At 47.4% G+C, this 26,096-nt stretch carries 24 protein-coding genes; 8 read left to right on the top strand and 16 right to left on the bottom strand.

Annotation, left to right across the window (positions count from 1 at the left end; genetic code table 11):
- Positions 1-68 precede the first annotated feature (68 nt).
- From eda to J5W02_RS01270, 3 genes are all read right to left on the bottom strand, one after another.
- Positions 69-1,031 carry a bifunctional 4-hydroxy-2-oxoglutarate aldolase/2-dehydro-3-deoxy-phosphogluconate aldolase gene (eda, locus tag J5W02_RS01280; protein WP_219963844.1) on the bottom strand — a complete coding sequence of 321 codons (963 nt, stop codon included), beginning with the start codon at positions 1,029-1,031 and terminating at the stop codon, positions 69-71.
- A gap of 33 nt (positions 1,032-1,064) precedes the next feature.
- Complete coding sequence (locus J5W02_RS01275) at positions 1,065-1,991, bottom strand: sugar kinase (RefSeq protein WP_330659643.1); 927 nt, start codon at positions 1,989-1,991, stop codon at positions 1,065-1,067.
- A 94-nt stretch (positions 1,992-2,085) separates the two neighbouring features.
- A complete protein-coding gene (locus J5W02_RS01270) occupies positions 2,086-2,772 on the bottom strand; it encodes a GntR family transcriptional regulator (RefSeq protein WP_219963842.1) in 687 nt (228 codons plus the stop codon).
- A 501-nt stretch (positions 2,773-3,273) separates the two neighbouring features.
- On the opposite strand from J5W02_RS01270, the gene J5W02_RS01265 reads away from it, so the two are divergent.
- The 8 genes from J5W02_RS01265 (at position 3,274) to J5W02_RS01230 (ending at position 11,225) form a co-directional block, all read left to right on the top strand.
- A complete protein-coding gene (locus tag J5W02_RS01265) occupies positions 3,274-4,245 on the top strand; it encodes a C-terminal binding protein (protein ID WP_219963841.1) in 972 nt (323 codons plus the stop codon).
- 38 nt (positions 4,246-4,283) lie between these two features.
- On the top strand, positions 4,284-5,042 hold the full coding sequence (locus J5W02_RS01260) for an SDR family oxidoreductase (protein ID WP_219963840.1): 759 nt from the start codon (positions 4,284-4,286) through the stop codon (positions 5,040-5,042).
- 73 nt (positions 5,043-5,115) lie between these two features.
- The gene (locus J5W02_RS01255) at positions 5,116-6,099 is read left to right on the top strand and encodes a substrate-binding domain-containing protein (RefSeq protein WP_219963839.1); all 984 of its coding nucleotides are present in this window, start codon (positions 5,116-5,118) and stop codon (positions 6,097-6,099) included.
- Between the two features lie 154 nt (positions 6,100-6,253).
- Positions 6,254-7,756, top strand: a complete 1,503-nt coding sequence (locus tag J5W02_RS01250; RefSeq protein WP_219963838.1) for a sugar ABC transporter ATP-binding protein — start codon at positions 6,254-6,256, stop codon at positions 7,754-7,756.
- Between the two features lies 1 nt (position 7,757).
- Positions 7,758-8,756: an ABC transporter permease gene (locus tag J5W02_RS01245; RefSeq protein ID WP_219963837.1), complete on the top strand. Its 999-nt coding sequence runs from the start codon at positions 7,758-7,760 to the stop codon at positions 8,754-8,756.
- Between the two features lie 30 nt (positions 8,757-8,786).
- Entirely contained in the window at positions 8,787-9,599 is an 813-nt protein-coding gene (locus J5W02_RS01240; RefSeq protein WP_407928349.1) for a transketolase, read from the top strand.
- Positions 9,600-9,603: 4 nt separating this feature from the next.
- Positions 9,604-10,530, top strand: a complete 927-nt coding sequence (locus tag J5W02_RS01235) for a transketolase family protein (protein WP_219963835.1) — start codon at positions 9,604-9,606, stop codon at positions 10,528-10,530.
- Positions 10,531-10,583: 53 nt separating this feature from the next.
- Positions 10,584-11,225 (top strand): RpiB/LacA/LacB family sugar-phosphate isomerase, encoded by a 642-nt coding sequence (locus J5W02_RS01230; RefSeq protein ID WP_219963834.1) that lies wholly within the window; start codon positions 10,584-10,586, stop codon positions 11,223-11,225.
- Positions 11,226-11,421: 196 nt separating this feature from the next.
- Here the strand turns inward: J5W02_RS01230 and J5W02_RS01225 are convergent, their stop codons facing one another.
- The 13 genes from J5W02_RS01225 to eno form a co-directional block, all read right to left on the bottom strand.
- Entirely contained in the window at positions 11,422-12,312 is an 891-nt protein-coding gene (locus tag J5W02_RS01225; RefSeq protein ID WP_219963833.1) for an aldo/keto reductase, read from the bottom strand.
- Positions 12,313-12,332: 20 nt separating this feature from the next.
- Positions 12,333-13,466: a glycerate kinase family protein gene (locus J5W02_RS01220; RefSeq protein WP_219963832.1), complete on the bottom strand. Its 1,134-nt coding sequence runs from the start codon at positions 13,464-13,466 to the stop codon at positions 12,333-12,335.
- Positions 13,467-13,540: 74 nt separating this feature from the next.
- Entirely contained in the window at positions 13,541-15,415 is a 1,875-nt protein-coding gene (locus J5W02_RS01215; protein WP_219963831.1) for a sigma 54-interacting transcriptional regulator, read from the bottom strand.
- Between the two features lie 274 nt (positions 15,416-15,689).
- Complete coding sequence (locus J5W02_RS01210; protein ID WP_219963830.1) at positions 15,690-16,649, bottom strand: D-2-hydroxyacid dehydrogenase; 960 nt, start codon at positions 16,647-16,649, stop codon at positions 15,690-15,692.
- Positions 16,650-16,671: 22 nt separating this feature from the next.
- A complete protein-coding gene (locus J5W02_RS01205; protein ID WP_219963829.1) occupies positions 16,672-17,568 on the bottom strand; it encodes a dihydrodipicolinate synthase family protein in 897 nt (298 codons plus the stop codon).
- 13 nt (positions 17,569-17,581) lie between these two features.
- Positions 17,582-18,466: a 2-hydroxy-3-oxopropionate reductase gene (gene garR / locus J5W02_RS01200; protein ID WP_219963828.1), complete on the bottom strand. Its 885-nt coding sequence runs from the start codon at positions 18,464-18,466 to the stop codon at positions 17,582-17,584.
- A gap of 134 nt (positions 18,467-18,600) precedes the next feature.
- Positions 18,601-19,233: an aldolase/citrate lyase family protein gene (locus J5W02_RS01195; protein ID WP_255575503.1), complete on the bottom strand. Its 633-nt coding sequence runs from the start codon at positions 19,231-19,233 to the stop codon at positions 18,601-18,603.
- Between the two features lie 237 nt (positions 19,234-19,470).
- Positions 19,471-20,124 (bottom strand): RraA family protein, encoded by a 654-nt coding sequence (locus tag J5W02_RS01190; RefSeq protein WP_219963826.1) that lies wholly within the window; start codon positions 20,122-20,124, stop codon positions 19,471-19,473.
- Between the two features lie 32 nt (positions 20,125-20,156).
- A complete protein-coding gene (locus J5W02_RS01185) occupies positions 20,157-21,680 on the bottom strand; it encodes a tripartite tricarboxylate transporter permease (protein WP_219963825.1) in 1,524 nt (507 codons plus the stop codon).
- A gap of 14 nt (positions 21,681-21,694) precedes the next feature.
- Positions 21,695-22,192, bottom strand: a complete 498-nt coding sequence (locus tag J5W02_RS01180; protein WP_219963824.1) for a tripartite tricarboxylate transporter TctB family protein — start codon at positions 22,190-22,192, stop codon at positions 21,695-21,697.
- Between the two features lie 89 nt (positions 22,193-22,281).
- On the bottom strand, positions 22,282-23,319 hold the full coding sequence (locus tag J5W02_RS01175; protein WP_219963823.1) for a Bug family tripartite tricarboxylate transporter substrate binding protein: 1,038 nt from the start codon (positions 23,317-23,319) through the stop codon (positions 22,282-22,284).
- Between the two features lie 333 nt (positions 23,320-23,652).
- Positions 23,653-24,693, bottom strand: coding sequence for an MtaA/CmuA family methyltransferase (locus J5W02_RS01170; protein WP_219963822.1), 1,041 nt, complete (start codon positions 24,691-24,693; stop codon positions 23,653-23,655).
- Between the two features lie 87 nt (positions 24,694-24,780).
- On the bottom strand, positions 24,781-26,085 hold the full coding sequence (gene eno, locus J5W02_RS01165; RefSeq protein ID WP_219963821.1) for a phosphopyruvate hydratase: 1,305 nt from the start codon (positions 26,083-26,085) through the stop codon (positions 24,781-24,783).
- Between the last annotated feature and the right edge of the window lie 11 nt (positions 26,086-26,096).

Raw genomic sequence — 26,096 nt, 5'->3', positions numbered from 1 at the left:
ATTGGGGGATTCTTCAGTCTTTTTTCGGTTTGGTTCGTTCCAGCTGCCGGACTTTTTTGCCGAACAGCTTACTTTCTCCTCAGATGAATGGCAAACCCGCCGATTGTCTCTTTAAAGTAGATGGCAATCAGGCCGCCCTTTTCGTCGCGCACCGCCGAATTCATATCCAACTCCGCTCCCATGCACTCAAAATGATGGACCGCACGCTCCATATCGTTTGCCTGAATGGCAATGTGCCCATTTTTGCCCAGGAACGGACGCTTCATAATTTCAAACATCGTCCCGGCAAAATAAGAACCCGTGGACTCTCTAACCGGAATGGAGAGAAGATTGGCAAAGTCGTTTGCTATATTGGCCGCTTCCTGAGCATCCTTTGTGTTAACGCCGACATGCAGCAGTTCAAAACCGAACGCCCTGCGAACGGCTTCCCTGCAAAGGCTGACAATCCGGCTGAAATCCCCCGCTTCGATCAAATTTTTCGGCACCATCCACGAACCGCCGCACGCGGCTACATTAGACAGAGAGAGGTATTCTTCGACATTGTTTTCATCAATTCCTCCTGTGGGGATGAATCGGAGACCTTGATAAGGGCCTGCGAATGATTTCAGAGCCTTGATTCCACCGCTGACTTCGGCCGGGAAGAATTTAACGGTATCCAGACCAAAGCGGAGAGCGGCCTCTATGTCGGTTGCATTGGAGCAGCCGGGAATCACGGGAATATCGTTTTCCAGGCACCACTCTACCACGTCGGGGACAAAGCCCGGCGTTACGATAAATTTTGCCCCGGCATCCACAGCACTTCTCGCCTGATCCACCGTGTGTACCGTACCGGCTCCCACAGTGACTTCCGGTACCTTTTCAGCAATCTCCTGCACTGCCTGCCGGGCGCAATCCGTGCGGAAGGTAATTTCCGCCACGGGAATCCCTCCTGCGCACAGTGCTCTGGCTAGCTCCACAGATTTTGTGTGGTCGTCGATGACAACTACCGGCATCAGGGCGGCGCCCGTAATAATATCCATCAGGTTTTTCATAATCGGTTCCTCTTTCTTTAATAATAGTCCTATTTATTTCGTCTGCATAAAACGCTGCAGCTGTTCCCTGGTTGGCAATCCCTCATTGTCTCCGCGGGACATTACCTGAATGGCACCGATTGCATTTCCACGGCGCACTGCTTCCCTCAGCGGCAGATTTTCCATTAACGCGCTGATGATTCCCACAGCAAACCCGTCCCCCGCGCCGACCGTGTCGACCACCTTTTCCACGGGGAATCCCGGAACAAAGAAGCGTTCTTCCCCCTGTGCGGCATAGGCTCCCTTAGATCCCTGCTTGACCACCACAGTTTTAGCCCCCAGTTTCAGGTAAAATTCCGCAATGGCTTCCGGCTCCCTGCTTCCGGTAAGGATAAGGCCTTCCGAATCGCCGGGAAGAACAATGTCGCTTTTCGCCGCTATTTCATTAAGTACCTGTACCATTTCCTGCTGACTGGCCCAAAGCTGAGGGCGAAGATTGGGGTCAAAAGAAATAGTCAGCCCGTTTTCGCGGGCTTTTTCCAGCAAAGACATTGTCGCTTCTCTGGTGGACTGGGAAAGTGCCGGCAGAATTCCGGTAACATGCACCCATTGATAGCCGGAAAAGTCCACCTGAGCAATCTCTTCGGCACTCAAAGTAGACGCTGCGGAATTTTTACGAAAGTAAAAGATATCGGGATCTCCGGAGGAAACCATGGATTTCATCATGAAACCGGTGCTGTGGTCCGCGCTCCAGGAAACAAGATCGGTTTTGATTCCATTGCACTCCAGCGCTTTTACGATTTGTTTTCCAAAGGGATCCCGTCCCAGTTTTGTAAGATAGCTTGCGGAAAGTTCAAGCCTGGTCATGCCCACCGCAACATTAAATTCGGCCCCCGCAACGGCGCAGGAAAAGCTGGGGATATCCTCCAGACGGCCTTCGGATTGCGCGATAAACAGCCCCATCGGTTCCCCGATCAACATAATACCTTTTGACATCTTAAAATAAAGTCCTTTCTGAAATTCAATCAAAATATTGAACGTGATTTGCCCAAGCCGCGAGGCAGGGCGTGCAAAATCAAAATGTGGATACATTGGAATCTTTTGTATAAGCCGGTAAAAACGTCTCGTAAAGCTTCATCGTGTTTTCCAGATGGGTGCGGATCAGGATCTCCAGCTTTTTGCCCTCGCCCTCTTCCAGACATTCATACATCAGCTTATGCTCCTGATGGGCGGCTTCGTGCCGTTCCATCGGATGCCTGGAGGAAGCATAGACGAGGAAAGAAAAGCTTACGCCCATCAGCATATTGTAAAGCTCCGCCAGCTTCTGGTTTTCCGTCAGCCTGATAATGCTTCCGTGATAAATTTGTTCGTACTGGTTGGCCGTAACGTAATCATTTGCCTGAATATCCGCCATCCTTCTCAATACCTCGCGCATTTTTACCTGAATTTCAGGATGTGCGTGAAAATTTTCAGCCGCCGGCACCGCCGCAAAGGTTTCCATCATAATACGGCAATCCATTATATTGTGGATTTCGTCCATGCTTAGCTGTTTTACAACAAAGCCGCGGCGGGGCAGCATGTCCATCAGCCCCTCCGCCACCAAACGATTCATCGCTTCTTTGACGGGGGTAGGACTGATGGAAAGACTCTCGGCGACTTGATTGACAACGACTTTTTTGCCCGGCTCCATTGCGCCGGACATAATTTGATCCCTGATCTGGGCGTAAGCCCATTCCAATAAAGAAAGGGGTTGCTTTTCCATACTTGACCTCCTATGGATGACAGCGCAGAAGCGCATCCATTTTTCTTCGCATTCATTTTTAGGCTGAAACGGCTGTCAGCAGCCTGCCTTAAAACAATTGGAATTTTTTAACAACTTGTTTATTTTATCACAAACGAGATAATATGTCATTAAAAAATGTCAATATTATATAGATAAGTTGTTAATAAACCTTCAAATATAAAATATTATATTTAATATCGAAATCTATTATATAAATAATTTCTATAAAAATCAAGTATTTATTTGTTGTATTTCCAGCAAAATGTTTAATATGCTTGAAAATGCTTTTTGAACCTGTATTATATAATTAAACGAATTATAGAAGAGTTTTAAGGCAGATATGATCGTATTTTTAGTTATTTTAACTATTATATTAAAAATTTATTCATTGATTTTCACTATTGCGCAATTATCCACGCACCGATATAATATGAATCGAAATCAAATTTTAGATTTAAAATTCAAAAAGGAGTGTAGCGAATGGCCAATCGGAATCTTGTGGCGATTACAGATTGCGACCATGACAGTATTGCGGTGGAAGCCGGAGTGCTGAAAGCGGCCGGATTGGAAGCGCCCTGGCTTCAATGTAAGACGGAAGACGATCTGATTCGTGAATGCGTAGGGTTTAAGTCAGTGATTAACCAGTATGCCCCCTTTACAGAAAAGGTGTTTGAAAATCTGCCGGACCTCAAGGTAATTGTGCGTTACGGCGTGGGTGTGGATAATATTGATCTGAAAGCTGCCTCAAAGCACGGTGTTAAGGTCTGCAATGTACCGGATTACGGAATGTACGAAGTGGCGGATCATGCAATGGCGCTTGCTTTGGCTCTTGCCAGAAAAATTGTTTTTAACAATGACAATGTAAAAAACGGTATATGGGAATACCAAAAAGCAATCCCGATTTACCGGCTATCCACACAGACGGTCGGCGTAATCGGCGTAGGACGGATCGGCACCGCTTTTGCGGAAAGAGCCAAAGCTTTCGGAATGAAAGTCCTTGCCTATGATGAATATGCGCAAAAGACAGGCCGTACGAAAGACTATATGGAAATGGTCGGTCTGGATGAACTTCTGGAGCGTTCCGACATTATTTCCGTACATTGCCCTCTGGACGGAAACCGCGATCTGATCGCGGCCGCACAGTTAGAGAAGATGAAGAGCAGCGCTTATCTCATCAATGTTTCCCGCGGTGGCATCATTAACGAACAGGACCTGTTCAGCGCCCTTTCCAATCAAAAAATCGCCGGGGCGGCATGTGATGTTTTCAGCCCGGAACCGATTGCGAAAGACAATCCGCTTCTGAGCCTTCCCAATTTTCTTGCAACTCCGCACATTGCCTGGTACTCGGAAGAGTCCGCAATCGAGCTGGAACGCAAGGTGGCGGAAGAAGCCGCTCGGGGTGCTCTGGACCAGCCCCTTCTCAATGTTGTTAACACAGACGTCGGAAAGTAATCATGGAGCCACTCTTAGCTGAAAAGGAAGGAAAAAATATGAACTTATTCGATTTAACTGGAAAAAAAGCAATCGTAACGGGTGCCGCTTCGGGTCTGTCCCATGGAATAGCCGAAGGCTTAATGGAAGCGGGCGCCGAAGTTGTGATTATCGACATTTCAGCCGGCACGGAAGCCGCCGCTAAGGAATTTTGCGAGCGTGGATTCAAAGCACACGCCGTCCGCGCCAATCTTGGCAACCGTGACGAACTGAACCGCGCATTCTCTGAAGCGCTGGAAAAGCTTGGCGGGAAAATCGATATTCTTGTTCCGGCTGCGGGTATTCAGCGCCGCAGCAAGTCGGAGGATTTTTCAATTGAAGACTGGGATATGGTGCTGAACATCAACCTGTCCGCCGTTTTTATGCTCTGCCAGCTTGCCGGACGCGAAATGCTTAAGCAGAAGAGCGGAAAAATCATTAATATTGCTTCCATGCTCAGCTTCTTCGGCGGCTACACCGTTCCGGCCTACGCTGCCAGTAAAGGCGGCGTCGCCCAAATCACCAAAGCACTCTCTAACGAATGGGCCAGAGACGGAATTAATGTAAACGCAATTGCTCCGGGTTATATGGCAACGCAGATGAATACGAAAATCATCGAAGACGAAACCCGCAACGCTGAAATCACAAACCGCATACCGGCACGCCGTTGGGGCACGCCGGACGATCTCAAGGGTGTAACGGTTTTCTTGGCTTCCCATGCATCCGATTATCTTAGTGGCGCAATTATTCCGGTAGACGGCGGTTACCTTGGCTGCTGATTTATAATACCGTCTTACCGGGTATAATGATAATTTGCTAGGAGGAGAAACAAAAATGAAAAGGAGCTTTAAAATGAAAAAATTAGGTGCAATCATTCTGGTACTCGCTATGGTTTTATCTCTGGCGGCCTGCGGAAACAGCAGCACGGCCTCATCACAGGCCAGCGCGGCGGGCAGTGCGGCTGCGAGCGCGGCGTCGGGCAAAACCACTGATAAAAAAGCGCTCAAAATCGGCATTTCCGTTCCGAACCTCACAAACGTATTTTTCGTACAGATTAAAGAAGGCATGCAGAAAGCACTCAAGAGCCCGGACGACAGCCTTGTGGTTATGGACTCCCAGGGTGACCAGAACAAGCAGATGAACGACGTTATCGATCTGATTAATCAAGGCTGCAACGTAATCGGCCTGTCCCCCATCAATTCAGACGGCGTCCGTGCAACCCTTGAAACCTGCCAGAAAGCCGGCGTGCCGGTCATCGCTTTTAACGTAGGCGTTAAGAACCCTGAACTGGTTGCCAGCACCATTGTTTCCGACAACGAAGCCTCCGGACATATGTGCGCTCAGGCACTTGCAAAAGCCTTAAATAACAAAGGCAATGTTGTTGAAATCACTTTCAGCACAACAACGACCTGCCATGCCCGTCAGAAGGGTTTCGAAGACGAAATCAAGGCAAACTATCCTGACATTAAGATCCTTCAGAGCAAAGACGTAGAAAAAGCAACCGCTGACTACTCCCAGCCGATCATGGTTGACTTCATCAACGCCTACCCTGATCTTAACGGCGTTTTCACCATTAACGATCCTACTGCCCGCGGTGCGATTTCAGCGCTGAAAGAAGCAGGAAAAATTAAGGATGTCAAGGTTGTATCCGTAGACGGTTCCGACGAAGGAAAAGGCTTTATCCGTGCAGGTGAAATGGTCGCTTCCGCTGCTCAGGATCCGAGCGGTATTGGCCGTACCACAGTAGAAACCGCATACAAACTCGTTGCCGGCGAAAAGGTAGAAGCAAATGTCATTATGCCGATGTCCATTATTGACGCCAGCAACGTAGGCTAATAAAAAAACAGTTTTCAGATTATATGTCAGGCGTGATCGGTCACCTCTTTGCGGATTGGTGACCGGTTACGCAAATAATTATGTAAACTTCATTTGCCTCTTTCCAAAGTAAATGCCGTTTTTCAGGCGGCAAGCAGTAAAAGGAAGTGATTCAATGCCAAGTGAGTATACCCTTGAGATGAATAATATTTTTAAGTCATTTGGCTCCAACAAAGTTCTGGATGACGTATCGATCTCCATTAAACCGGGAGAAGTGCGTGCTTTGATGGGGGAAAACGGTGCCGGAAAATCCACTTTGATGAAGATTCTCGGCGGTATTTACCATGCCGATCAAGGCAATATCAAGATAGACGGAGAAGCGGTACAGATTAATACTGTGGATGATGCCCGCCGTAACGGCATCAGCTTTATCCACCAGGAAATCAGTAATGTTCCCAGCATGACGATTGCTGAAAACTTTTTCCTTGGCAAGGAACCCAAAACAAAAGCGGGGCTGATCGACCAGCGCAAAATGCACCGCGATACCCGCGCTGCACTGGATCTAATGGGAATCGATCTGCCGACAAACCGCCAGATCACGGGCTTGTCGATTGCGAAACAGCAGATGCTGGAAATTGCGCGTGCCATTAATGAAAACGCAAAAGTGATTATTATGGACGAGCCTACCGCCTCTTTGGCCAAGGCCGAGGTAGAGGATCTTTTCCGACAGGTAAAAATGCTGAAGGAAAAAAATGTAGCCATCATATACATTTCGCACCGTATGGAGGAAACCTTCCTGGTCTGTGACACGGTCACCGTGCTGCGTGACGGTAAATTCATCGGAACGAAAAACACATCGGAAGCAACTGAAAAAGAACTGATTAGCATGATGGTCGGCCGCAAATTTGACGAAATCTACGGTCAGGAACGGGCTGTGGGCGGCGAGACGCTGATGCAGGTTAAAGGACTGTGCAGCAAAGTTGTGAAGGATGTCACCTTCGACCTGAAAAAAGGCGAGGTTCTGGGTTTTGCGGGACTTGTGGGTGCGGGACGTACGGAAACGGCGCTTGCGCTGTTCGGAATCGATAAAATCCATTCCGGCGAAGTATGGATCGAAGGAAAAAAAGTGTCTATCTCCAGTCCGAAGGAAGCAATTCGCGCGGGTATTGCGCTGGTCCCCGAAGACCGCAAGGGACAGGGACTCTTTTTAGGCCACAGCATTGCGGTGAACCTTACTTTTCAGGTGTTGAAGGAATTTATCAATAATCTCAGAATCAACCGTAAAAAAGAAGCGAATTTAATCTCCACATACCAGAATAAACTTTCGATACGCATGGCATCCGTCAACCAAATGGTAGGTGAGCTTTCCGGCGGAAACCAGCAGAAGGTTGTCATTTCAAAGTGGCTGGCGTCTAAGCCAAAGGTTCTGATTCTGGATGAACCGACCCGCGGAATCGACGTGGGCGCAAAGGCGGAAATCTACAAGCTGATGAGCGACCTGAGCAAAGAAGGGGTATCTATTATCATGATCTCGTCCGAATTGCCTGAGATCATTAATAACTCCAGTCGTATTGCGGTTATGAGCGAAGGCAGACTTGTTAAGATATTAGACCCTGATGTAGACGAAATCTCTCAGGAGATTATCATGTCCTACGCAGTGGAAGGAGGAAACAAATAAAATGGGTAATACAAACCATCCGGACTCCGCAGCATTGAAAAGCGGTGGAACGGGAAACGTAGCAGTAAACTGGCTGAGACGTAACCTGGCTCCTATTATCGCGGTGCTGGCGCTGTGCGTCGCGCTTTCCATCACTACAAACACTTTCCTTGTTTCTACAAATCTGCTTAGCTTGTTGCGGCAGTCCTGTGTAAACGTTTTAATTGCATTCGGAATTACCTGCGTGCTGATCTGCGGAGGAATTGATTTGTCCGTCGGTTCGTGCGCCGCGGCTGCGGGTGTTATTACAGTACGTCTGGCAAACGCCGGGCTTCCGCTGGTCGTGTGCATCCTGACGGCGCTTGTTTTTGGCGCGCTGCTCGGACTTTTCAACGGATATGTCATTTCACATACAACAATCCCTCCCTTTATCGTAACTCTTTCCACACAGATTATTATACGCGGCGTTGGATATGTCGTAACCGGCGGTCAGCCCACCCAATGTACCAACGAGACATTTAACCTGATCGGTACCGGCGATCTGTTTGGAATTCCAACCCCGGTATTCGTGGTCGCCTTTGTTTTCATAGTTCTGTTCTTTATTATGAACCGCACCGGATTCGGACGCCACGTTTACGCTACAGGCGGAAACGCGGAAGCAGCAAAATATGCCGGTGTCAACACCAAATCGGTTCAGATGCGCGTTTTCATGATGAGCGGTATGTTAGCTGCTCTTGCCGGCGTCGTTCTTGCAGCCCGCCTCTATTCCGGCCAGCCGTCCGTAGGCGAAGGCTTTGAGCGCGACGCGATTGCCGCGTCGGTTCTGGGCGGTACAAGCTTTAACGGCGGTGTCGGTACCCTTGGCGGTACAGTCGTCGGTGCTTTGATTATCGGCGTCTTAAACAACGGTATGAATCTTCTCCGCATCAACAGCTATTGGCAGTTTGTTGTAAGAGGATGCGTCATTTTGGGAGCGGTCTATATCGATTATCTGAAAAAAGCCCGTACCCTGAAAAAATAAAAATGAAGCTGGGTATTTAGGATGAAAAAACTGGACAATCAACAACTTGTTTCCCTATGCATGCAGCTGCGCCGCGACATCATTGAAATGATCGCCGGCGCGGCCAGCGGGCATCCGGGCGGGTCCCTTTCCATGGTGGAGCTGCTCGCCGCAACTTATTATACGCAAATGAGAGTCGATCCCAAAAATCCGGACGATCCGGACCGTGACCGATTTGTCCTCAGCAAAGGGCACGCGGCGCCCTGTTACTACGCGGTTCTGGGGGAAATGGGATTTTTCGACAAAGCTGAATTTAAGAACTTCCGTCAGCTTCACAGTATTCTTCAGGGGCATCCGGACGCGAAAAAAGTCCCCGGCGTGGACGCTTCCACCGGTTCGCTCGGCCAGGGCGTTTCCATTGCCGTAGGAATGGCGCTGGGAGCCAAAGCGGCCAAAGGCCCTCAAAAGGTTTATACCATTCTCGGCGACGGCGAACTGCAGGAGGGACAGGTCTGGGAAGCATGTACCGCGGCGGCTCATTACAAGCTGGATAATCTTACGATTATGATCGACAACAACGGACTGCAGATCGACGGTACCAACGACCAGGTCATGGCTCTGGGCAATCTGCGCAGCCGTTTTGAAGCGTTTGGATTTGACGTAATCGAGCTGGCCGACGGCAACGAGATCGGTCAGGTAATCGACGCGCTGGAAATCCCCGCAAGACCGGGAAAACCGAAATGCATACTGGCGCATACGGTCAAAGGAAAAGGGGTTTCCTTTATGGAAAATCAAGTGGGCTGGCACGGGAAATCACCGTCTCCCGCCGAGCGGGATGCCGCGCTCGAAGAAATGAAGGGCTGATACAATGAGTGAATTAAAAGCAATACGAGCCGCCTATGGCGAGGCGCTGGTTGACCTTGGCGCTGAAAACGACAAGATCGTTGTTTTGGACGCGGATCTTGCGCACGCAACCATGACCAACGGCTTTGCCGAAAAATATCCCGAACGTTTCTTTAACGGCGGTATAGCGGAAGCAAACATGATCTCCATGGCCGCGGGCCTTTCCACGATGGGATTTATTCCATTCTGCAGCACGTTTGCCATCTTTGGCGCGGGACGCGCGTATGAGCAGGTGCGCAACAGCGTTGCATACCCGAATTTCAACGTAAAGCTGGGCATGACGCACGCGGGAATCACACTTGGTGAGGACGGCGGCAGCCATCAGGCCATCGAGGACATTGCGCTGATGCGCGTGATCCCGGGCATGACGGTGATTGTACCGTGCGACGCGAAGGAAGCGAAGCGCGCTGTCAATGCGGTTGCGGCTATGAAAGGCCCCGCTTATCTGCGTCTTGCAAGACCCGCGTCGCCGGTGTTTGAGCAGGAGATGCCGTTTGAAATTGGAAAAGCCAATGTTCTGCGGGATGGCGAGGATGTCGTTCTTTTCGCCTGCGGCATCATGGTGGCCACTGCTCTGGAATGTGCGGACAGACTGTCAGAAAACGGAGTATCCGCTGCGGTAGTCAATGTCCACACCATTAAGCCAATCGACGAAGAGTGCGTTCTGCACTACGCTGCCCGGTGCAAAAAGGCGGTTACCATTGAAGAACACAGCGTAATCGGCGGCCTGGGAGATGCGGTATCCGGCGTGCTGATCGGCAAAGGCGATTTCCGGTTCAAAAAAATCGGAGTGCAGGACCGTTTCGGCCAATCCGGAAAGCCGGATGACCTTTTGCGCGAATACGGTTTAGATACTGATTCTGTATTGAAACAAATAGAATCCATTTTATAAAAGAATCCCTTGGACCAAATTGATGCAGCCCGAGGAAATAAAGGAGAAAAATCATGAAAATAGCACTGATAAATGAAAACAGTCAGGCTCCAAAAAACGAACTGATCTGCAGCGTATTGAAAAAGGTAGTCGAACCGATGGGCCATACGGTTTACAATTACGGTATGTATACCGGCACTGACAAAGAATGGCTGACCTATGTGCAGAACGGTATTTTGGCTTCCGTATTGCTGAACAGCGGAGCAGCCGACTATGTCATTACCGGCTGCGGCACCGGCGAAGGAGCCATGCTCGCGCTCAACAGCTTTCCCGGCGTAATCTGTGGCTATGTGGTTGATCCGAGCGACGCGTTCATGTTTGCCCAGATTAACGACGGCAACGCAATTTCCATGCCGTTTGCAAAGGGCTTCGGCTGGGGTGCGGAGTGCAATCTGGAATATGTCTTTGAAAAGCTGTTCGGCTGCGAAAGCGGCGGCGGCTACCCGAAGGAAAAGCAGCAGGTCGAGCGCAGCAACAAGAAGATTCTTGACGCCGTACGGGCAAACAATTTCCATGACCTGATTACCTGCCTGAAGGGCATCGATCAGGAACTGCTGAAGGGCGCTCTTGGCGGCGCACACTTTAAAGAGCTTTTCTACGCAAACAGCAAGGACGAAGCTCTTACCGCATTCGTAAAATCAGTTGTAGGCGAATAAAGCCGAATATTCTGACTTATCACCACAATGCGGCCATCACTTTTGTGATGGCCGCATTCTTTTGCCGCCGCCACATTTATGTAACCTTCTAAAACAGTTAAGAGGTTCGCCTTCCATCTCCATTTAAGATGAAAGGCGAAAAATTTTATATCTATCTTTAAGAACTTGAATTCATTTTATTTTTGCCGGCACTGGCTCACTGCATATCCAGCGGTACCTTATGCCGCGGCGGTGGAAAATCCCGAGAAAGCGTTTCTAAATCCTTCTGGGTTAGCTCGATTACCCTTGATTTTGCGTTCTCAGATACATGTTCAGGAGAGCTGGCCCTCGGAATTGCAATTACTTTACCGCTGTGCATGACAAAGCTCAGGAGAATTTGTGCAGGCGCAGCATTATGCGCCAGGGCCACTTCTTTTACTGCACAGCTTTCCAGCAGGCCGCGCCGCAGCGTCCCCGCCTGCGCAAGCGGGCAATATGCCATAACCGGCACATGGTAAGAATCCATCCAGGGAATCAGGTCATACTCGATTCCCCTGGAACCAAGATGATAAAGAACCTGATTGACCGCGCAGCGGTTCCCGCCCGGAGTCTTCCAAAGTTCTTTCATATCCTCCAGATCAAAGTTGGAAACGCCCCAGCGGCGTATCAGTCCCATGCGAATCAGTTCTTCCATACAGGAAACTGTTTCAGCGAGCGGCACCCGCCCGCGCCAATGCAGCAAATATAAATCCAAACTGGAGACACCTAAGCGTTTTAACGTATTTTTGCAGCTTTCAAAAATATGGCTCCGTCCGGAGTTGTGAGGATAGACCTTCGACACCAAAAACAGTTTTTCCCGGGGGACTTGCCGGATTGCCTCTCCAATAAGCTTTTCCGAAGTTCCTTCCCCGTACATTTCAGCGGTATCAATCAATGTCATGCCCAGCCGCACGCCGGTCTGCAGCGTCTCGATTTCGCGGCTGCGCTTAGACGGGTGTTCCGCCAGATGCCATGTTCCCTGCCCCAGTGCGGGAACCGCCGTGCCATCGGGAAGAATCACGGAGCGCGCGCAATCCGCCCCAATAATATCCAATTCTGTGCTTTCCATAGACACCCTTCCTTTATATTTTAATATCCCAAACGAACAAGAAACCTCATTAGGTTATCCACAGTGAGGGCCAAATCGCTCTTGCAGCGATGTTTGACTTCTTTAAAGTCAGCAGCGACACGGTTAATGCTGAACACGCCGGAAACACCTTCTTCGTAAGCCTGCTCAACGCCGTCTCCAATATCGCCCACAACAGCCAATACAGGCACATTCCACTTCTTCGCGTGCTGAGCGACACCGATTACGACCTTGCCGCGAAGACTTTGTGTGTCCAGCTTTCCTTCTCCGGTAAATACCATGTCCGCGTCTTCAAGAAGCTTGTCAAACTGTACGGTATCCAGTACAGTCTGAATCCCGGGCTGGAGGCGGGCGTGTAAAAACGCGGCAAATCCCGCCCCAAGGCCGCCCGCCGCACCGGCGCCGGGAAGTTCTGAAACATCCTGGCCAAGGTCTTTTCGGATTCTTTCCGCTATCATTTTTAAACCGCTGTCAAGCTCAATAACAGCAGCTTCGTCGGCGCCTTTCTGGGGAGCAAACACATAAGCCGCGCCGGTCGGCCCATAGAGCGGATTATCAATATCGCACATGGCGATGATCTCGATATCCTTTAAGATTGGAAGCAGGCCGGCAGGATCAATGCGTTTGATCTCCTTCAGCGTACCGCCTGCAGGGATAAACGCCTGATTGTCAGCATTATAAAACCGAATCCCCAGCGCGGCGGCCATACCTGCTCCGGCATCATTGGTACAGCTCCCCCCAAGGCCCACAATCACTTTTCGGCATCCGGACTGTGCGGCATGGGCAATCAGTTCACCGACGCCATAGGTTGTGGCAGTATAGGGATCAAGATGATTTTCCGCAAGCGGCAACCCCGCGCAGGCGGCCATTTCAATAACAGCCGTGTCCTTATTGACGACACCGTAAAAAGAATCGACCGGTTTGAAAAACGGGCCTGTAACGGTAACCCTGCGCTTTTCCCCACCCATGGCGGAAAGAAAGGCGTCTACGCTTCCTTCTCCGCCATCGGCCACCGGAATGGAAATGACTTCCGCTTCAGGGTAATATTTCAAAATTTGCTCTTTCATAATTGAGCAGATGGAAGAGGAATCCATTGTCCCTTTAAAAGAATCGGGTATCAGTAAAATTTTTTTCATGTTTTATCCTCCACACTGAACATTTGTCAGATCGCCGTTCATCATTTTAAACTAACTTCCTGACCACATAGACATTATTTGTAATTGGAAGGCAAATTGTATTTTTTCATCTTTCTCCAAAGCGTAGTGGTACTGATATTCATATCACGGGCGACCAAAGTGCGGTTTCCATGATATTTGGCTAACAGCGCCATGAGGTCTGCCGCCCTCGGATCTTGATAAATGACCTTGGTACCCTCCGCGGTCCGGTAATGAGCAGTCGGGTATATGGATTCCAGTGAAGAGTTGATGAAAGTTTCATCGACAGAACGTCTCGGTGCAGTAACGACCAATCGCTCACAAAAACTCTTGAGCTGTGTCAGGTTTCCCGGCCACGGATAGGCACACAAGGCTTTTTGAGCGCCGGCGGTCAACGAAAGAAAACGGGAATACCGGCTGCATTTTTCTTTCAGGAATTCTTCAGCCCAATAAGAAATATCTTCCGGTCTTTCACGCAGAGGCGGTATCTCCAAAGTGAGGGTGCTAAGCATATAATATAATTCCGCATTGAACCCGCCCTGCTGTGTCAGTGTGCAAAGATTTTGGTCCGTTGTGGCAACGACACGAATATTATAGATCCTTTTTGCGTCTCCTTTTTCAAAAGACAGTACTTTGTTTTGCAAAATACGAAACAGGATTCGCTGACAAACCGGTGTCATCTTTTCAATATGCGAGAGAACAAGGGTACCGAGTTGGGCGATGTGGAGGGGGCTTGGCTGAAAATCCTTTCCGGATGAAACATCGTCACTCAGAGCATTTTTTTGTTCCTCTTCACTCATGGCTGAGCAGTCAAGAGACACATAGGCGGCATTACTGCGCAGGCTGGCATTGTGGATACACTCCGCGAAAACTTCTTTTTCTGTTCCCTCTTCACCGCTGATTAGTACGGGAGCATCGCTGGAGGCGAAAAATTTGGCACTTTGAATGACACGGCCAATGACGTCGCTGTTCTCGCCTACAAGGCTGAAATTATATTGGGCAACGCAAGCTGCCTGATACAATTCATGATGAATTTTATCATTAATCTCCGCCAGCTTTTTGATCTCATGAAAAGAAAAAATAGCGCCCTCAATCGTTTCTTTTACCTTAATTGGGACAAGGTTCGCCATCACCTTATGGTGATTCAGAGTCATATAAGTCGAATAAATTTCATCCCCTTCTTTCAGGACATGCTGCAGTGTATCCTCGTGAAAGTCGGGGATCAGCTTTGTCAGCGGCAAGCCGATAATCTGTTTGTCACTCAAATCTGATCGAAATATTGTTTTGGCAATATGGTTAAAAATCACGATGCAGCCATTGTTATCCGTTTTTACAATTCCATTGAAGGAATAATTCAACAAAACCGATAACTCCGCATTGGTCTTTTTTTCCAGATCTGTCGCGTAAGCAACCATTTTTGCAACTCGTAACGCCTCATCAATGGAATCCTGAGTGGAGGCCAGAAAAAGCGACCGCATATTGATTTCCTGAGCGCGCTTAATCGCACAGTCTCCGCCAATAATTAGATCGGCTCCGTTTGCAGCAGCGATATCAACAGCAGATGTCAGGTCTTCCACATTCCGCACATAGCTGGGCAGTACATGGACATTAAAAATCTGGCCAAAGTAATCCATGTTGCAAAACATATTATAAGGTCCAATAAATGCAATCGTAGGCTTATCCTTATGAAGGACTGCTTTCGCCTGTGTAATCAGCAGTCCCAGTTCCTGACTGGTAAGGACAATCTCCACCACAGGGATATTTGTGTACTGCTTGATGAGCAAGGCATGCGCGCCGCGCGCAATAATAATATCAATCCCATTTTTCACACAGAGATTCGCTTCATTGACTACATCTGCAGTAGAAACCAGCTTTACTTCCTTTAACGGTAATCCTATTTTTACAGATGCTGCACGTGCCTGTTCAATCATTTCCGCCCTATACGCAAAAAAAGCCAGATTGGACATACTGTAATCACCTCGGAGGTCAAAATCTACATTTAATATTGTATTGTTTTTCATTATAAATAAAAATATCAGAGAATAAAAGCCTCAATTTTACAAATGTCAGCATATGAAACAAATCTGATTCAAGCGGAATGCTGTTTTCATTCATCTTTTGAACCGAAAAGTGCGTTTCCACGGTTCGGAAACGCACTTTTTTACTGTACCAAAGACATTTTGTACTCTATCTTGTCTAACTTTATTATTTATTCACGACATTAATCGGATTGCCGGAAAGAAACGCATCTAGATCTTTAACCGCAATGTCCATCAAGCGCTGGCGGCTCTCTTTCGGAGCCCAAGAAATATGAGGGGTAATAATAACATTTTTTGCTTTCAAAAGCGGGTTGTCCGATTGAATCGGCTCGGTGGAAACAACATCCAGACCCGCGGCGGCAACTTTACCGCTGTTCAGCGCGTCTGTCAGATCCTGCTCTACAATCAGCGGGCCGCGGGAATTATTCAGGATAATCACGCCGTCCTTCATCTTTGCAATGTTGTCTTTGTTGATGATGCCCTCTGTCGATGGGAAAAGCGGACAGTGCAGGGAAATCACATCAGACTGTGCCAACAGTTCATCAAGAGCAGCATATTTGCAGGTTTCGCTTTCCAGTGCCGGGTTCTTATACTCATCAAACGCAAGGATGTTCATCCCAAGCGCCTGCGCAATTCTTGCCGTACTCTGACCGATTTTTCCAAAACCGATGATGCCCATTGTTTTGCCGGCAAGTTCGATCAGCGGATAATTCCAGAAGCACCAATCCTGATTGGAAGCCCAATCACCGCGCATAACAGCAGCGGAATGCTCGCCGATGTGATGGCAGATTTCAAGCAAAAGCGCGATTGCGAACTGTCCGACGGCGGCGGTACCGTAAGTCGGGATGTTGGAAACAACCACTCCCTTTTCCTTTGCGGCCGCCACGTCGACCACGTTGTAGCCCGTTGCCAGAACACCGACATATTTTATGTTTGGGCAAGCATGGAATGTTTCGGCGCTGATTGGAGTCTTATTGATAATTACAGCCTCCGCGCCGCCAATGCGCTCAACGATTTTGTCCGCGGGTGTGCGGTCATACACGGTCAGTTCACCCAGTTTTTCAAAGCCTTCCCAGCTCAAATCGCCTGGATTCTCCGTGTAGCCATCCAAAATTACTATTTTCATCCTTAGTGTCCTCTCCGGCAGGTTACAGCAAATCGGCTGCTGTTAATTCCTTCTGCATTGTTTCAAGTAAAGCACCCTTAGTGGCAAGGTTGGGTCTGTATGGCTCGCCGACATCCAATCCCGTAAGATTTGCATAGTCTTTTGTGGCAACCGGAAAACTTGCTTTGTCCATCAGCAGTCTGACAGGATCAAGTTTATACTGCGCCTCCAAAGCACCTTCATAATCTTTTTTAGAAAATCTGGCGTATATTGATGTGACAAGTTCCGGAAAAACATTTGCCGTAGTGGCAATGCAGCCGGCAGCTCCTATTGCAAGCGCACTGAAGATCAAGGTATCTTTGCCGCCAAAGACTTTGAAGTTTACGTCTCTGGTAATTCTGACAAAATTACTGGTTTGGGTCATATCACCGCTTGAATCTTTAATGCCAACAATATTCTCTACTTCATGCGACAGTCTGTTAACCAAATTTGCAGATAGTGTATATCCGGTTCTGCCGGGATTATTATACAGCAGCACAGGCGTATTGGGAACAGACTGGGCAATTGCTTTAAAATGCTCATACAGTTCGTCATCCGTCGGTTTCAGGAACATCGGCTGCAAGATAGATACCGCCGAAGCTCCCGCTCTTTCCGCCATCTGCGCCAGCTGGATGCACTTTCTTGTTTTTATTGCCCCAATTCCGTAATAAACCGGAACTCTGCCCTTGGTTTGATCCAAGATGATTTTCAGGCCGCGCTCACTTTCATCTTCATCCACCATGTAAAACTCACCATTGCTTCCGAACGCCAAAATACCAAGTACGCCGCCTTTAATGACATGATCGACCATTTTTCTTAACTTGGTCTCATCGATTCTCTCATCTTTATCAATAGGGGTCAGAAGCGGAACAACGATCCCTCTCATAAAATCCGTATTCAAAAATTTTTCCTCCTTAGCGGATTTCCGTATTTCCTACGATTTTCTCGTAATATTTTGCAAGGGCGCTATGATCGTCCTGCCCACAGCCGTCCGCATGAAGCGTCTGAAGCATCTCCATGACTTCGGCAGTAAGCGGAAGGGGTGCCCCCACGCCGTGACCGGTTTCCAGTGCATTGTTCAAATCCTTAATGTGCAGATCGATTTTAAATCCGGGTTTGAAGTTTCTGTCCAGAATCATCGGAACTTTTGCGTTCATTACGGTAGAGCCTGCAAGTCCGCCCTTGATGGCGTCGAACACAAGCTTAGGATCCACACCCGCTTTGGTGGCCAGCATGAAAGCTTCCGACACCGCTGCGATATTGACAGCGACGATAATTTGATTGGCCAGCTTTGTCGTATTGCCCGCGCCAATTTTTCCACAGTATACCGCACTGCCGCCCATCGTCATTAACACATCATAAACCTGATCGTAAACAGCCTTATCGCCGCCAACCATAATTGACATTGTACCGTCAATTGCTTTCGGCTCGCCGCCGCTCACCGGGGCGTCGATCATCTTTACACCTTTTTGCTGGCAGGCTTTTTCTATTTCCTGTGAAGCAAGCGGTGCGATAGAACTCATATCAATTAAGATGGTGCCGGGTTTTGCCCCTTCCAACACACCGTCTTTTCCCATTACCACCGTTTTAACATGAGGAGAATTCGGAAGCATGGTAATAATGAAAGCACATTGCTCCGCAACATCTTTAGACGAAGTTGCAGCTTTTGCTCCCGATGACACCGCCTCATCCACATTAGCTTTTGTAATATCAAATACAATAACTTCATGGCCGGCTTTCAGCAGATTTCTTACCATGGGTTTCCCCATGATTCCTAATCCGATAAATCCGATTTTCATAAAAAATACCTCATTTCTTCAATTGTTGATAGAGATCAATTCTCTTTTCAATGCCACTTAACAAGGCAAAGTATTGTTTTCAGCAATTGGAATCAATGCCACGGCGTATGCCCGCCGGATTGGTTCTTTTCACATTATTTTAAAGAGTCAACGATCGTCCGCAGCGCTCCGCCGGAGTTTTTCCAGTAGTTCAGGTTGGTACGAAGTTCATCGCCAAGGCAGAAGTGTTTTACTCCCAGATCCAGGTAGTATTGCGCTTCTTCCGGCGCATTAATTTCACACCGCGGCTGAACCCCATGCTTCAGCGCAATTTCAATCATCTTTCTTTCTGCCGCTTTATACTCACTTACATGCTCGCCTGCGTTCCAGCCCTTGCTCATGGAATAATCAGACGGTCCAAACTGAACCATATCTACTCCCGGCACAGAACAAATTTCGTCAAGATTATCAAGTGCCTCTTTTTTCTCAATCATAATAGCCACGACAGTATCCCTTACCATCTTGGCGTAATCCATTTGCGGGATCCCCTGAGAAAATCCTACAAACCTTCTATTGGGGCGGCCAAACCGGCCTTTGTCCTCCGGTGTGTCCGGTCTGATGACAAACATGGTTTCTTTCACTTCTTCTGCGGTTTTGTGATCGGTGAAGAGAACCGCCTGGAAGCCGGATGCGAGGGCCTTTTGGGCAACAAAAGCCCTGTTCTGAAAATCCACCTTAATCATGGAAGACATATTGTTCAGTTCAGCTGCCCGGCAAATATTTTCCATATCGCTCTGGTTAAATGGAGAATATTCTGCAACAAACTCAATGTAATCGAAATTGGAGGTCGAACCGACAGCTTCAGTAATGAGCGGCCAAGTGCTTAGCAGCCTTGTGCTCACTGACGGTAAATTGTGGTTCAATAAATATCGCAATCTATTTTCTTTCATAATAAAACACCTTTCTCAAGTAAACCTTAAACTTAGTAATTCATGTAAGGATAGCCTTACGTCGTGCAAAACTTTTCAGTTCGGCTGGCGGGGACTTTTCTTTTTCTGTGAAATCTTAGCAACGCCGGACATTTCAACATTATTATTGAGTGCCTGCTCCAGTTCTGATTCCACTTTGGCTACCATTTCCGTCTGATAGATTACATCATTTATTCGAGCCTGAGGAAGCGCTATGACGCCGTCACAATCTCCAACAATATAATCGCCTGGTTCAACAATCATACCTCCGCAAGAAACCGGTACCTGAACAGCGGTAATTTTAAAATTCGGTGCCAATTTGATCGCCGGTCCACACGAAAAATGCGGTGTTTTCATCGTGGCAACCACACTGGAGTCGCGGGTTCTGCCGTCGAGAACCATACCCGCAAGTCCTTTATTGGTCAGTGCATGCATGATGTTTTCCCCAATGGTAGAACCTGTGCTGTGGGCAGAAACAACCACTACATCGCCCGGTTCGCACATATCCAGCACTTCAAAGATATTGAATGTTTTCTGTTCTTTATCGCGTACGGTGGAAAACTGGATGGTAAATGCTCTTCCGCATATTTTCATGTCAGAAGAAACAGGGTAAATATCATTCATCCAGCCATCCACACCGATTAAATTCATTGCATCCGTAATAGCGCCTGTTTCTGTATTCTTTAAAAATTTAACCTGCTCATCAATCATTATGTACTACTCCTTACTTTGCCCTGATTCAATCAGGCGGTCGCTTCGGCTGTGTCTTTCTTCTTAGAATCTTTAATTTCTCCCCGGATAGCCAGAACCACCATGACTACAGTCAGAATTAAGAACACGTCTGCAAGAGGAGAGGCAAGGATCGGCATAATGCTGCCACCGGTACGCATGAGCGAACGGCGCAGATTTTCTTCGAGTAACGGAGCCAGAATGAATCCGACCACCATTGGAGCAAGCGGCAGTTTGAACTTCTTCATGATATAACCGATGAAGCCAAAGATGACCATTACCAGAATATCAAATATCCGGCTGTTTGAGGAAAACGATCCGACAAAACAAGCCGCAATCACCATTGGCATCAGGATTTCCGTCCTGATGGAAAGGACCTTTGCAAAAATCGGCAGACCGTAAAACTCTGTAATCAGCATTACAACATTGGCCAAAATAAACGCGGCAAAAATACCATAGATCAGAGCGGATCCGGTTGAAAACAGCAGCGGCCCGGGAGCAAGTCCGTGCAGCTGAAAGCCTGCAAGGATCATAGAAGTAGCATTATCGCCTGGGATTCCTAAGGTCAGCAGAATAATCAGCGCGCCGCCGACCGCAGCATTATTGGAAGTTTCAGAAGCCACAATACCGGACATAATTCCTGTTCCGAACTTCTCGGGATGTTTGGAATGCTTTTTTACATAAGCGTAAGAAACCAGGTTGGATACATTGCCGCCGATTCCCGGCAGAATACCGATTACCAGGCCAATCAATGCGGAAGAAATTGCATTATACCCTTCATCGATAAATTCACGCATGGAGATGCCAAATCCTTTTACCTTGCGCTGTTCAACTTTTTCCTGAACATTTTCCTGTTTTTCTTTTTCTTTGCATCTGTTTTTCGCAGCACCCATGATCTGGGATACGGCAAATACTCCAATCAGCAGCGGAACCAGACTGAATCCATTTCCCAAATCATTAATTCCCATCGTAAATCTGGTGTAAGCGCTCAGTTTATCCATGCCAACGAATGCCAGCGAAACACCGAGCAGACAGGAAAGCAGTCCTCTGACAAGGTCACCCTCTGCAAGAGAGGAAACGGTAGTCAGTGCAAACAGAATGACAGCGAAATATTCATATGGGCTGAATTGCAGGGCAACCATAGCAATCAAGGGCCCTAAAAATACAAGAACAATCGCACTGAAGGTACCGCCTAAAAAGGAATACAGAACACCGATGCCCATTGCTTTCTTTGCTTCTCCCTTTTGGGCCATTGGATATCCGTCAAAACAAGTGGCGATTGAGGAAGGCGTACCCGGTATTCCAAGTAAAATCGCAGAAATCAGACCGCCGGAAACACCGCCTACATAGACTGCAATCAGGAATGAAATTCCGTTAATCGGGTCCATTGCGAAGGTCAGCGGCATCATAATGGCAAGTGCCGTAAACGCTGAAATTCCAGGAATCGCCCCAAAGATGATGCCCGCTATAACTCCCCCCACGATGAGTGCCAGAGTCAACGGGTGGAAAATTGATATAAAGCCACTAATTAATTGCATAAATACACCCCTTCTTATCCTAATAAACCTGAAGGCAGGAATATCAAAAACATTTTGGTAAACAAGAAATATACACAAACTGTGAAGACCACAGAAATAATAGCCGCTTTAATCACATTCTTTTTGCTCCGGATGGAACCCTCCGGGAGGAGCAAAAAAATCTGACAGAAAAGATAGACGCTTGTTAAAATAATAAATCCTACATATTGAATGACAAGCGGATACACAATCAGCATTGCCACTGTCAGCCAAAACGCCATTTTTGACGAAGATTTTTTTGTCTCCGCTTTTTCGTCTGTTTGCTGCACCTTTTCCTTTTTCAGCACAACCCAATTCTTTACTATTTGAACAACTGCCAGTATTGCCATTACAATCGCTATAACTCTTGGAAAAAACTGCGGTCCGATCGGGTCTGCTTTAGAAAGATTAATGAAATTAGATTCTATATAGATAAAAGCAGCGAACAGCAGAAAAAATATTCCCGAAAAAATGTTTTTTCTAGTACTACTCAAATGACACACCCTTTCTTAATTTATTATGATTTCCAGGGCCGGTCAAAAGCCGGCTCTGGAAATCAAACGCCGAATATAGAGTTAGAAGCTTACTGAGCCTTTAAGAAAGCGTCTTTGTACGGCAGCATTGTCTCTTTATAGAAATTATCTGCGTATTCCTGTGCTTCTTTCTCTCCCTTAAACTGTGCGGTAAGATAATTTGCTTTCATATCTGCAACAAAATCAGGATCTTGGCTTGCTTTTTCTACCGCAGCGGAAAGGACATGGATAACATCATCCGGAGTTTTCGGAGGTGCGCCAACCCAGAAGAACTTACTGAAGTCAACATTTTTGTAGCCTGAATCAGATGCCAGCGGAACATTGGGGAGAAGATCATTCTTTTCTGATCCAAGTAAGACCAGAGGAACAAATTCGCCACTGGTAAAGTAATCTTTAGCGACTGAATAGGAAAGGTTGATTACATCAGTTTGTTTAGCATACAACGCAGTCACTTTTGCGGCATTGTTGCCTACGTCGACGAACTTCAGTTTTGATCCCCATTCGGTGTTCATTGCAACGCCGCACATTTGGTTGGTCGCGCCGATTTTTCCGCCATACTCAATGGAATCCGGTTTCGCTTTGGATTTTTCTACAAGATCTTTCAAATCTTTATAACCGGATGCTTTATTCACTGCCAGAACAGTACTGTTGTCAATTGCAGGAATTCCGACTGTTTTAAAACTGTCAAGGTTAATATCTGTGGTGCCCATCATATTAGGTACGAAGATATCGGTTCCGTTGACAACAAGCGTGTAACCATCAGGATCTGAATTCAGGCACTGCTGCATGCCCATAACGGTAGCACCGCCGTCTACGTTGGTGACAACCACCGTCGTGTTCAAATACTTCTGCAGAGCTTTCGCCAGAGAACGGGCGTTACGGTCGGTGTCTCCGCCCGCTTTTACCGGACAGATAATCTGAATCGGTTTTTTCGGGAAATCAGACTTAGCAGCGGCTGAAGCTGCCGGTGTGTCAGAAGCCTGACCCGCAGCGGCAGAAGATGCGGTGTTGCTGCCACTGCAGCCAACCAGCGATGCCATCATAGATGCTGCTAAAACAAAAGCTAGGAATCCATTTTTTCTTTTCATTTCATTGCTCCTCTTTTCATTTTATATATTAGATTTGTTCTATTTCGCACTAAACAAAACAAACTAATTTCGTTTTTAAGCCTGCTGACATTATGTACATATTTGCTATCCGCGTCTGGTCATCTCTGCCCAAAGCCAGCTTCATGGGGCGCCTGTGAACTCGTGCGTCCACTAATCCTTAATTCATTCTTCTATTAGTTTAATGATTTTGAGGTTGTTTTCAATTCATATTGTAAACAAACATAATTTTAATTTTGTATGAATCCATAGATCGTTCATTATCTGAAATGATTTCAATTCAATCAGCCGTGCAATTATTTCATTTGAATGAAATTATAAAGCACTGACAACTTGAATTTTTCTCTCATGGGCATATTTTGCGACTGCTTTTAAGCTTTGGTTTGATACATTGCAGGGTACTGCGCACTCAGGTGAAATCAATTTAATACCGGCGGAAAGGTCGGCTTCCACTTCTTTGCGAATATCTGAAAGGCTCCCTTGCACAAGTGTAACAGGATTATTAATACTGCCGGTTAAAACCATTTCATCTCCTACAATATCCAACGCCTTGCGAATATCATTTCGTGAGTCAAGATGAAAAATTTTGAACCCTGACTGGCGAAACAAATCTAAGCGATCCATCACATTTCCGCAAACATGCAAAACGATATAGCCGTATTGTGAAAGAGAAAATGCAGCTTTTTTATGGATGGGCAGAACAAACTCCTCATATATTTTTGGGCTGATTAAATCGGCGGTTACATGGTCCGCCCAAGTTACAAGGTTCGCCCCCGCCTCAAATTGAGCTTTGGCAAACTGTATGGGCAGCTGAGCCAGATTTGCAATAAAGCGTTTTGTCCGTTCAGGTTCCAAAATAGTATCCAAAATCAAATTTTCCACACCGTAGATGTTATACGCCAGTGTCCATGGCCCAATTACTTTTCCAATAATGGCTGTATCGTCACTGTTTCTGCTTTTAAGCAGCCTGATTGTTTTTAACATTTTGGTTATTTCCGGTCTGGACATAATGTTGGCCGGAAGACTGAAATCGTCTGGATTTTTAACCGGACTTTTCGTAATGACAGGCATTGAATAAGAAGTACCCCAGTTCAATTCGCAGCCCAGAGCCGCCGCCTCCAGATGCACCGAATAATAAGGCATTACTGAATCAAAGCCCAACAGAGCATGGCCGGCTTCCGCCAGTTTCACCGCATCATAGGGGGAAGTGTGGGCTTCGGGGAAAAAAGCATTCACCGCTTTCATGCTTTCAATCGTTGCAACCGATGTTGGTGTGATCGCCGGATACATGTCAAACGGGCGCCCTTCAATTGCCGCAAAGACTCTTTCACGGGGAGTCATAGAATTTTTTTGCATATCATAACCACCCTATTTTTGTATTCTGTACCGCTGAAGAATCCGCCCGCGCCGACTGCTGAATGCCTGTCCAAATGGGGACAGCCGCTATTCTTTAATGACTCTGTCAAAAATATGCTTTGACAAATATACTCCGCCCTCGCCAAGGAATTCTTCAATGCGGATAGATTCATTCCATTTTACCGCACGCTCGCTTCTGGCTACCGAACCTACTTTTAGCTGGCCCGCATTGGCCGCCACAGTCAGGTGAGCAATTGTGGCGTCCTCTGTTTCGCCCGAACGAGCGGATATGACCGGCAGGTAGCCGCTGGACTTAGTCTGTTCTATCGCGTCCATCGTTTCTGTTATGGTACCAATCTGATTCATCTTAATCAGTACCGCATTACAGACGCCCATGTCCACTCCCTTTTGGATTCTTGCCCGGTTAGTCGTAAATAAGTCGTCACCAATTAATTGGATTTTATTGCCCAAACGTTTCGTAAGAAGCTGATAACCTTCCCAGTCTACCTCGGACATGCCGTCCTCAATGGAGACGATGGGGTATTTCTCTGCCCAGCCGCAAAGCAATTCGACAAACTCTTCTCTGGAGAATGTCCGGTTTTCAAGGCGGAAAGTGTAAGTGCCGTCGGCTGCGTTGTAAAACTCACTTGAAGCAATATCCAGCGCGATTGCCATATCTTCCATCGGTTTGTATCCTGCTCTATGAATTGCTTCGGTCAGAAGAATGAGGCCTTCTTCATTCGATTTGAAATCTGTGGGCCAAAAGCCGCCTTCATCCGCTATGGACAAAGGTTTTTGGTGTTCGGTAAACACCTTTTTTGCAGCATTATATACATTAACCACCATTTCAAACGCCTGTGCAAAATTCACCGCGCTCATCGGGATAACCAGAAAATCCTGTATATCAATGGAATTGACAGCATGTGCTCCCCCTCCGATAATTTGAATCATTGGTACGGGTAGCACCTTCGCGTTTGCTCCGCCAAGGTATCTGAATAACGGCAGTCCCATTGCATTGGCTGCGGCATACGCAACCGCCATGGAACATGGAAGAATCGCATTGGCCCCAAGATTGGACTTGTTCGGTGTTCCGTCCAGCTCAATCATCTTTCGGTCAATTTCCGCCTGGTTGCGGGCATCCATCCCAATCAGAGCCGGCGCAATGACCGATAGTACATTATGTATCGCCTTTGATACACCCTTCCCGTCCAAACGCGCCGGGTCGCCGTCACGGAGCTCCAATGCTTCGAACTGTCCCGTAGACGCACCTGAAGGGGCAATTCCACGTCCATGAATTCCGTTTTCCAATATAACGTCCACTTCAACTGTTGGGTTGGCTCTGGAATCAAAAATTTGCCTTGCTTTTATCTCTCGAATTCTAAAATCTGTCATAGTTCCCTCAT

Origin of the sequence: Caproiciproducens faecalis (assembly GCF_019448085.1) — a bacterium.
Classification (GTDB): domain Bacteria; phylum Bacillota; class Clostridia; order Oscillospirales; family Acutalibacteraceae; genus Caproiciproducens; species Caproiciproducens faecalis.
The sequence above is the reverse complement of the archived record's forward strand: the minus strand, read 5'-3'. Positions and strand labels throughout refer to the sequence as shown.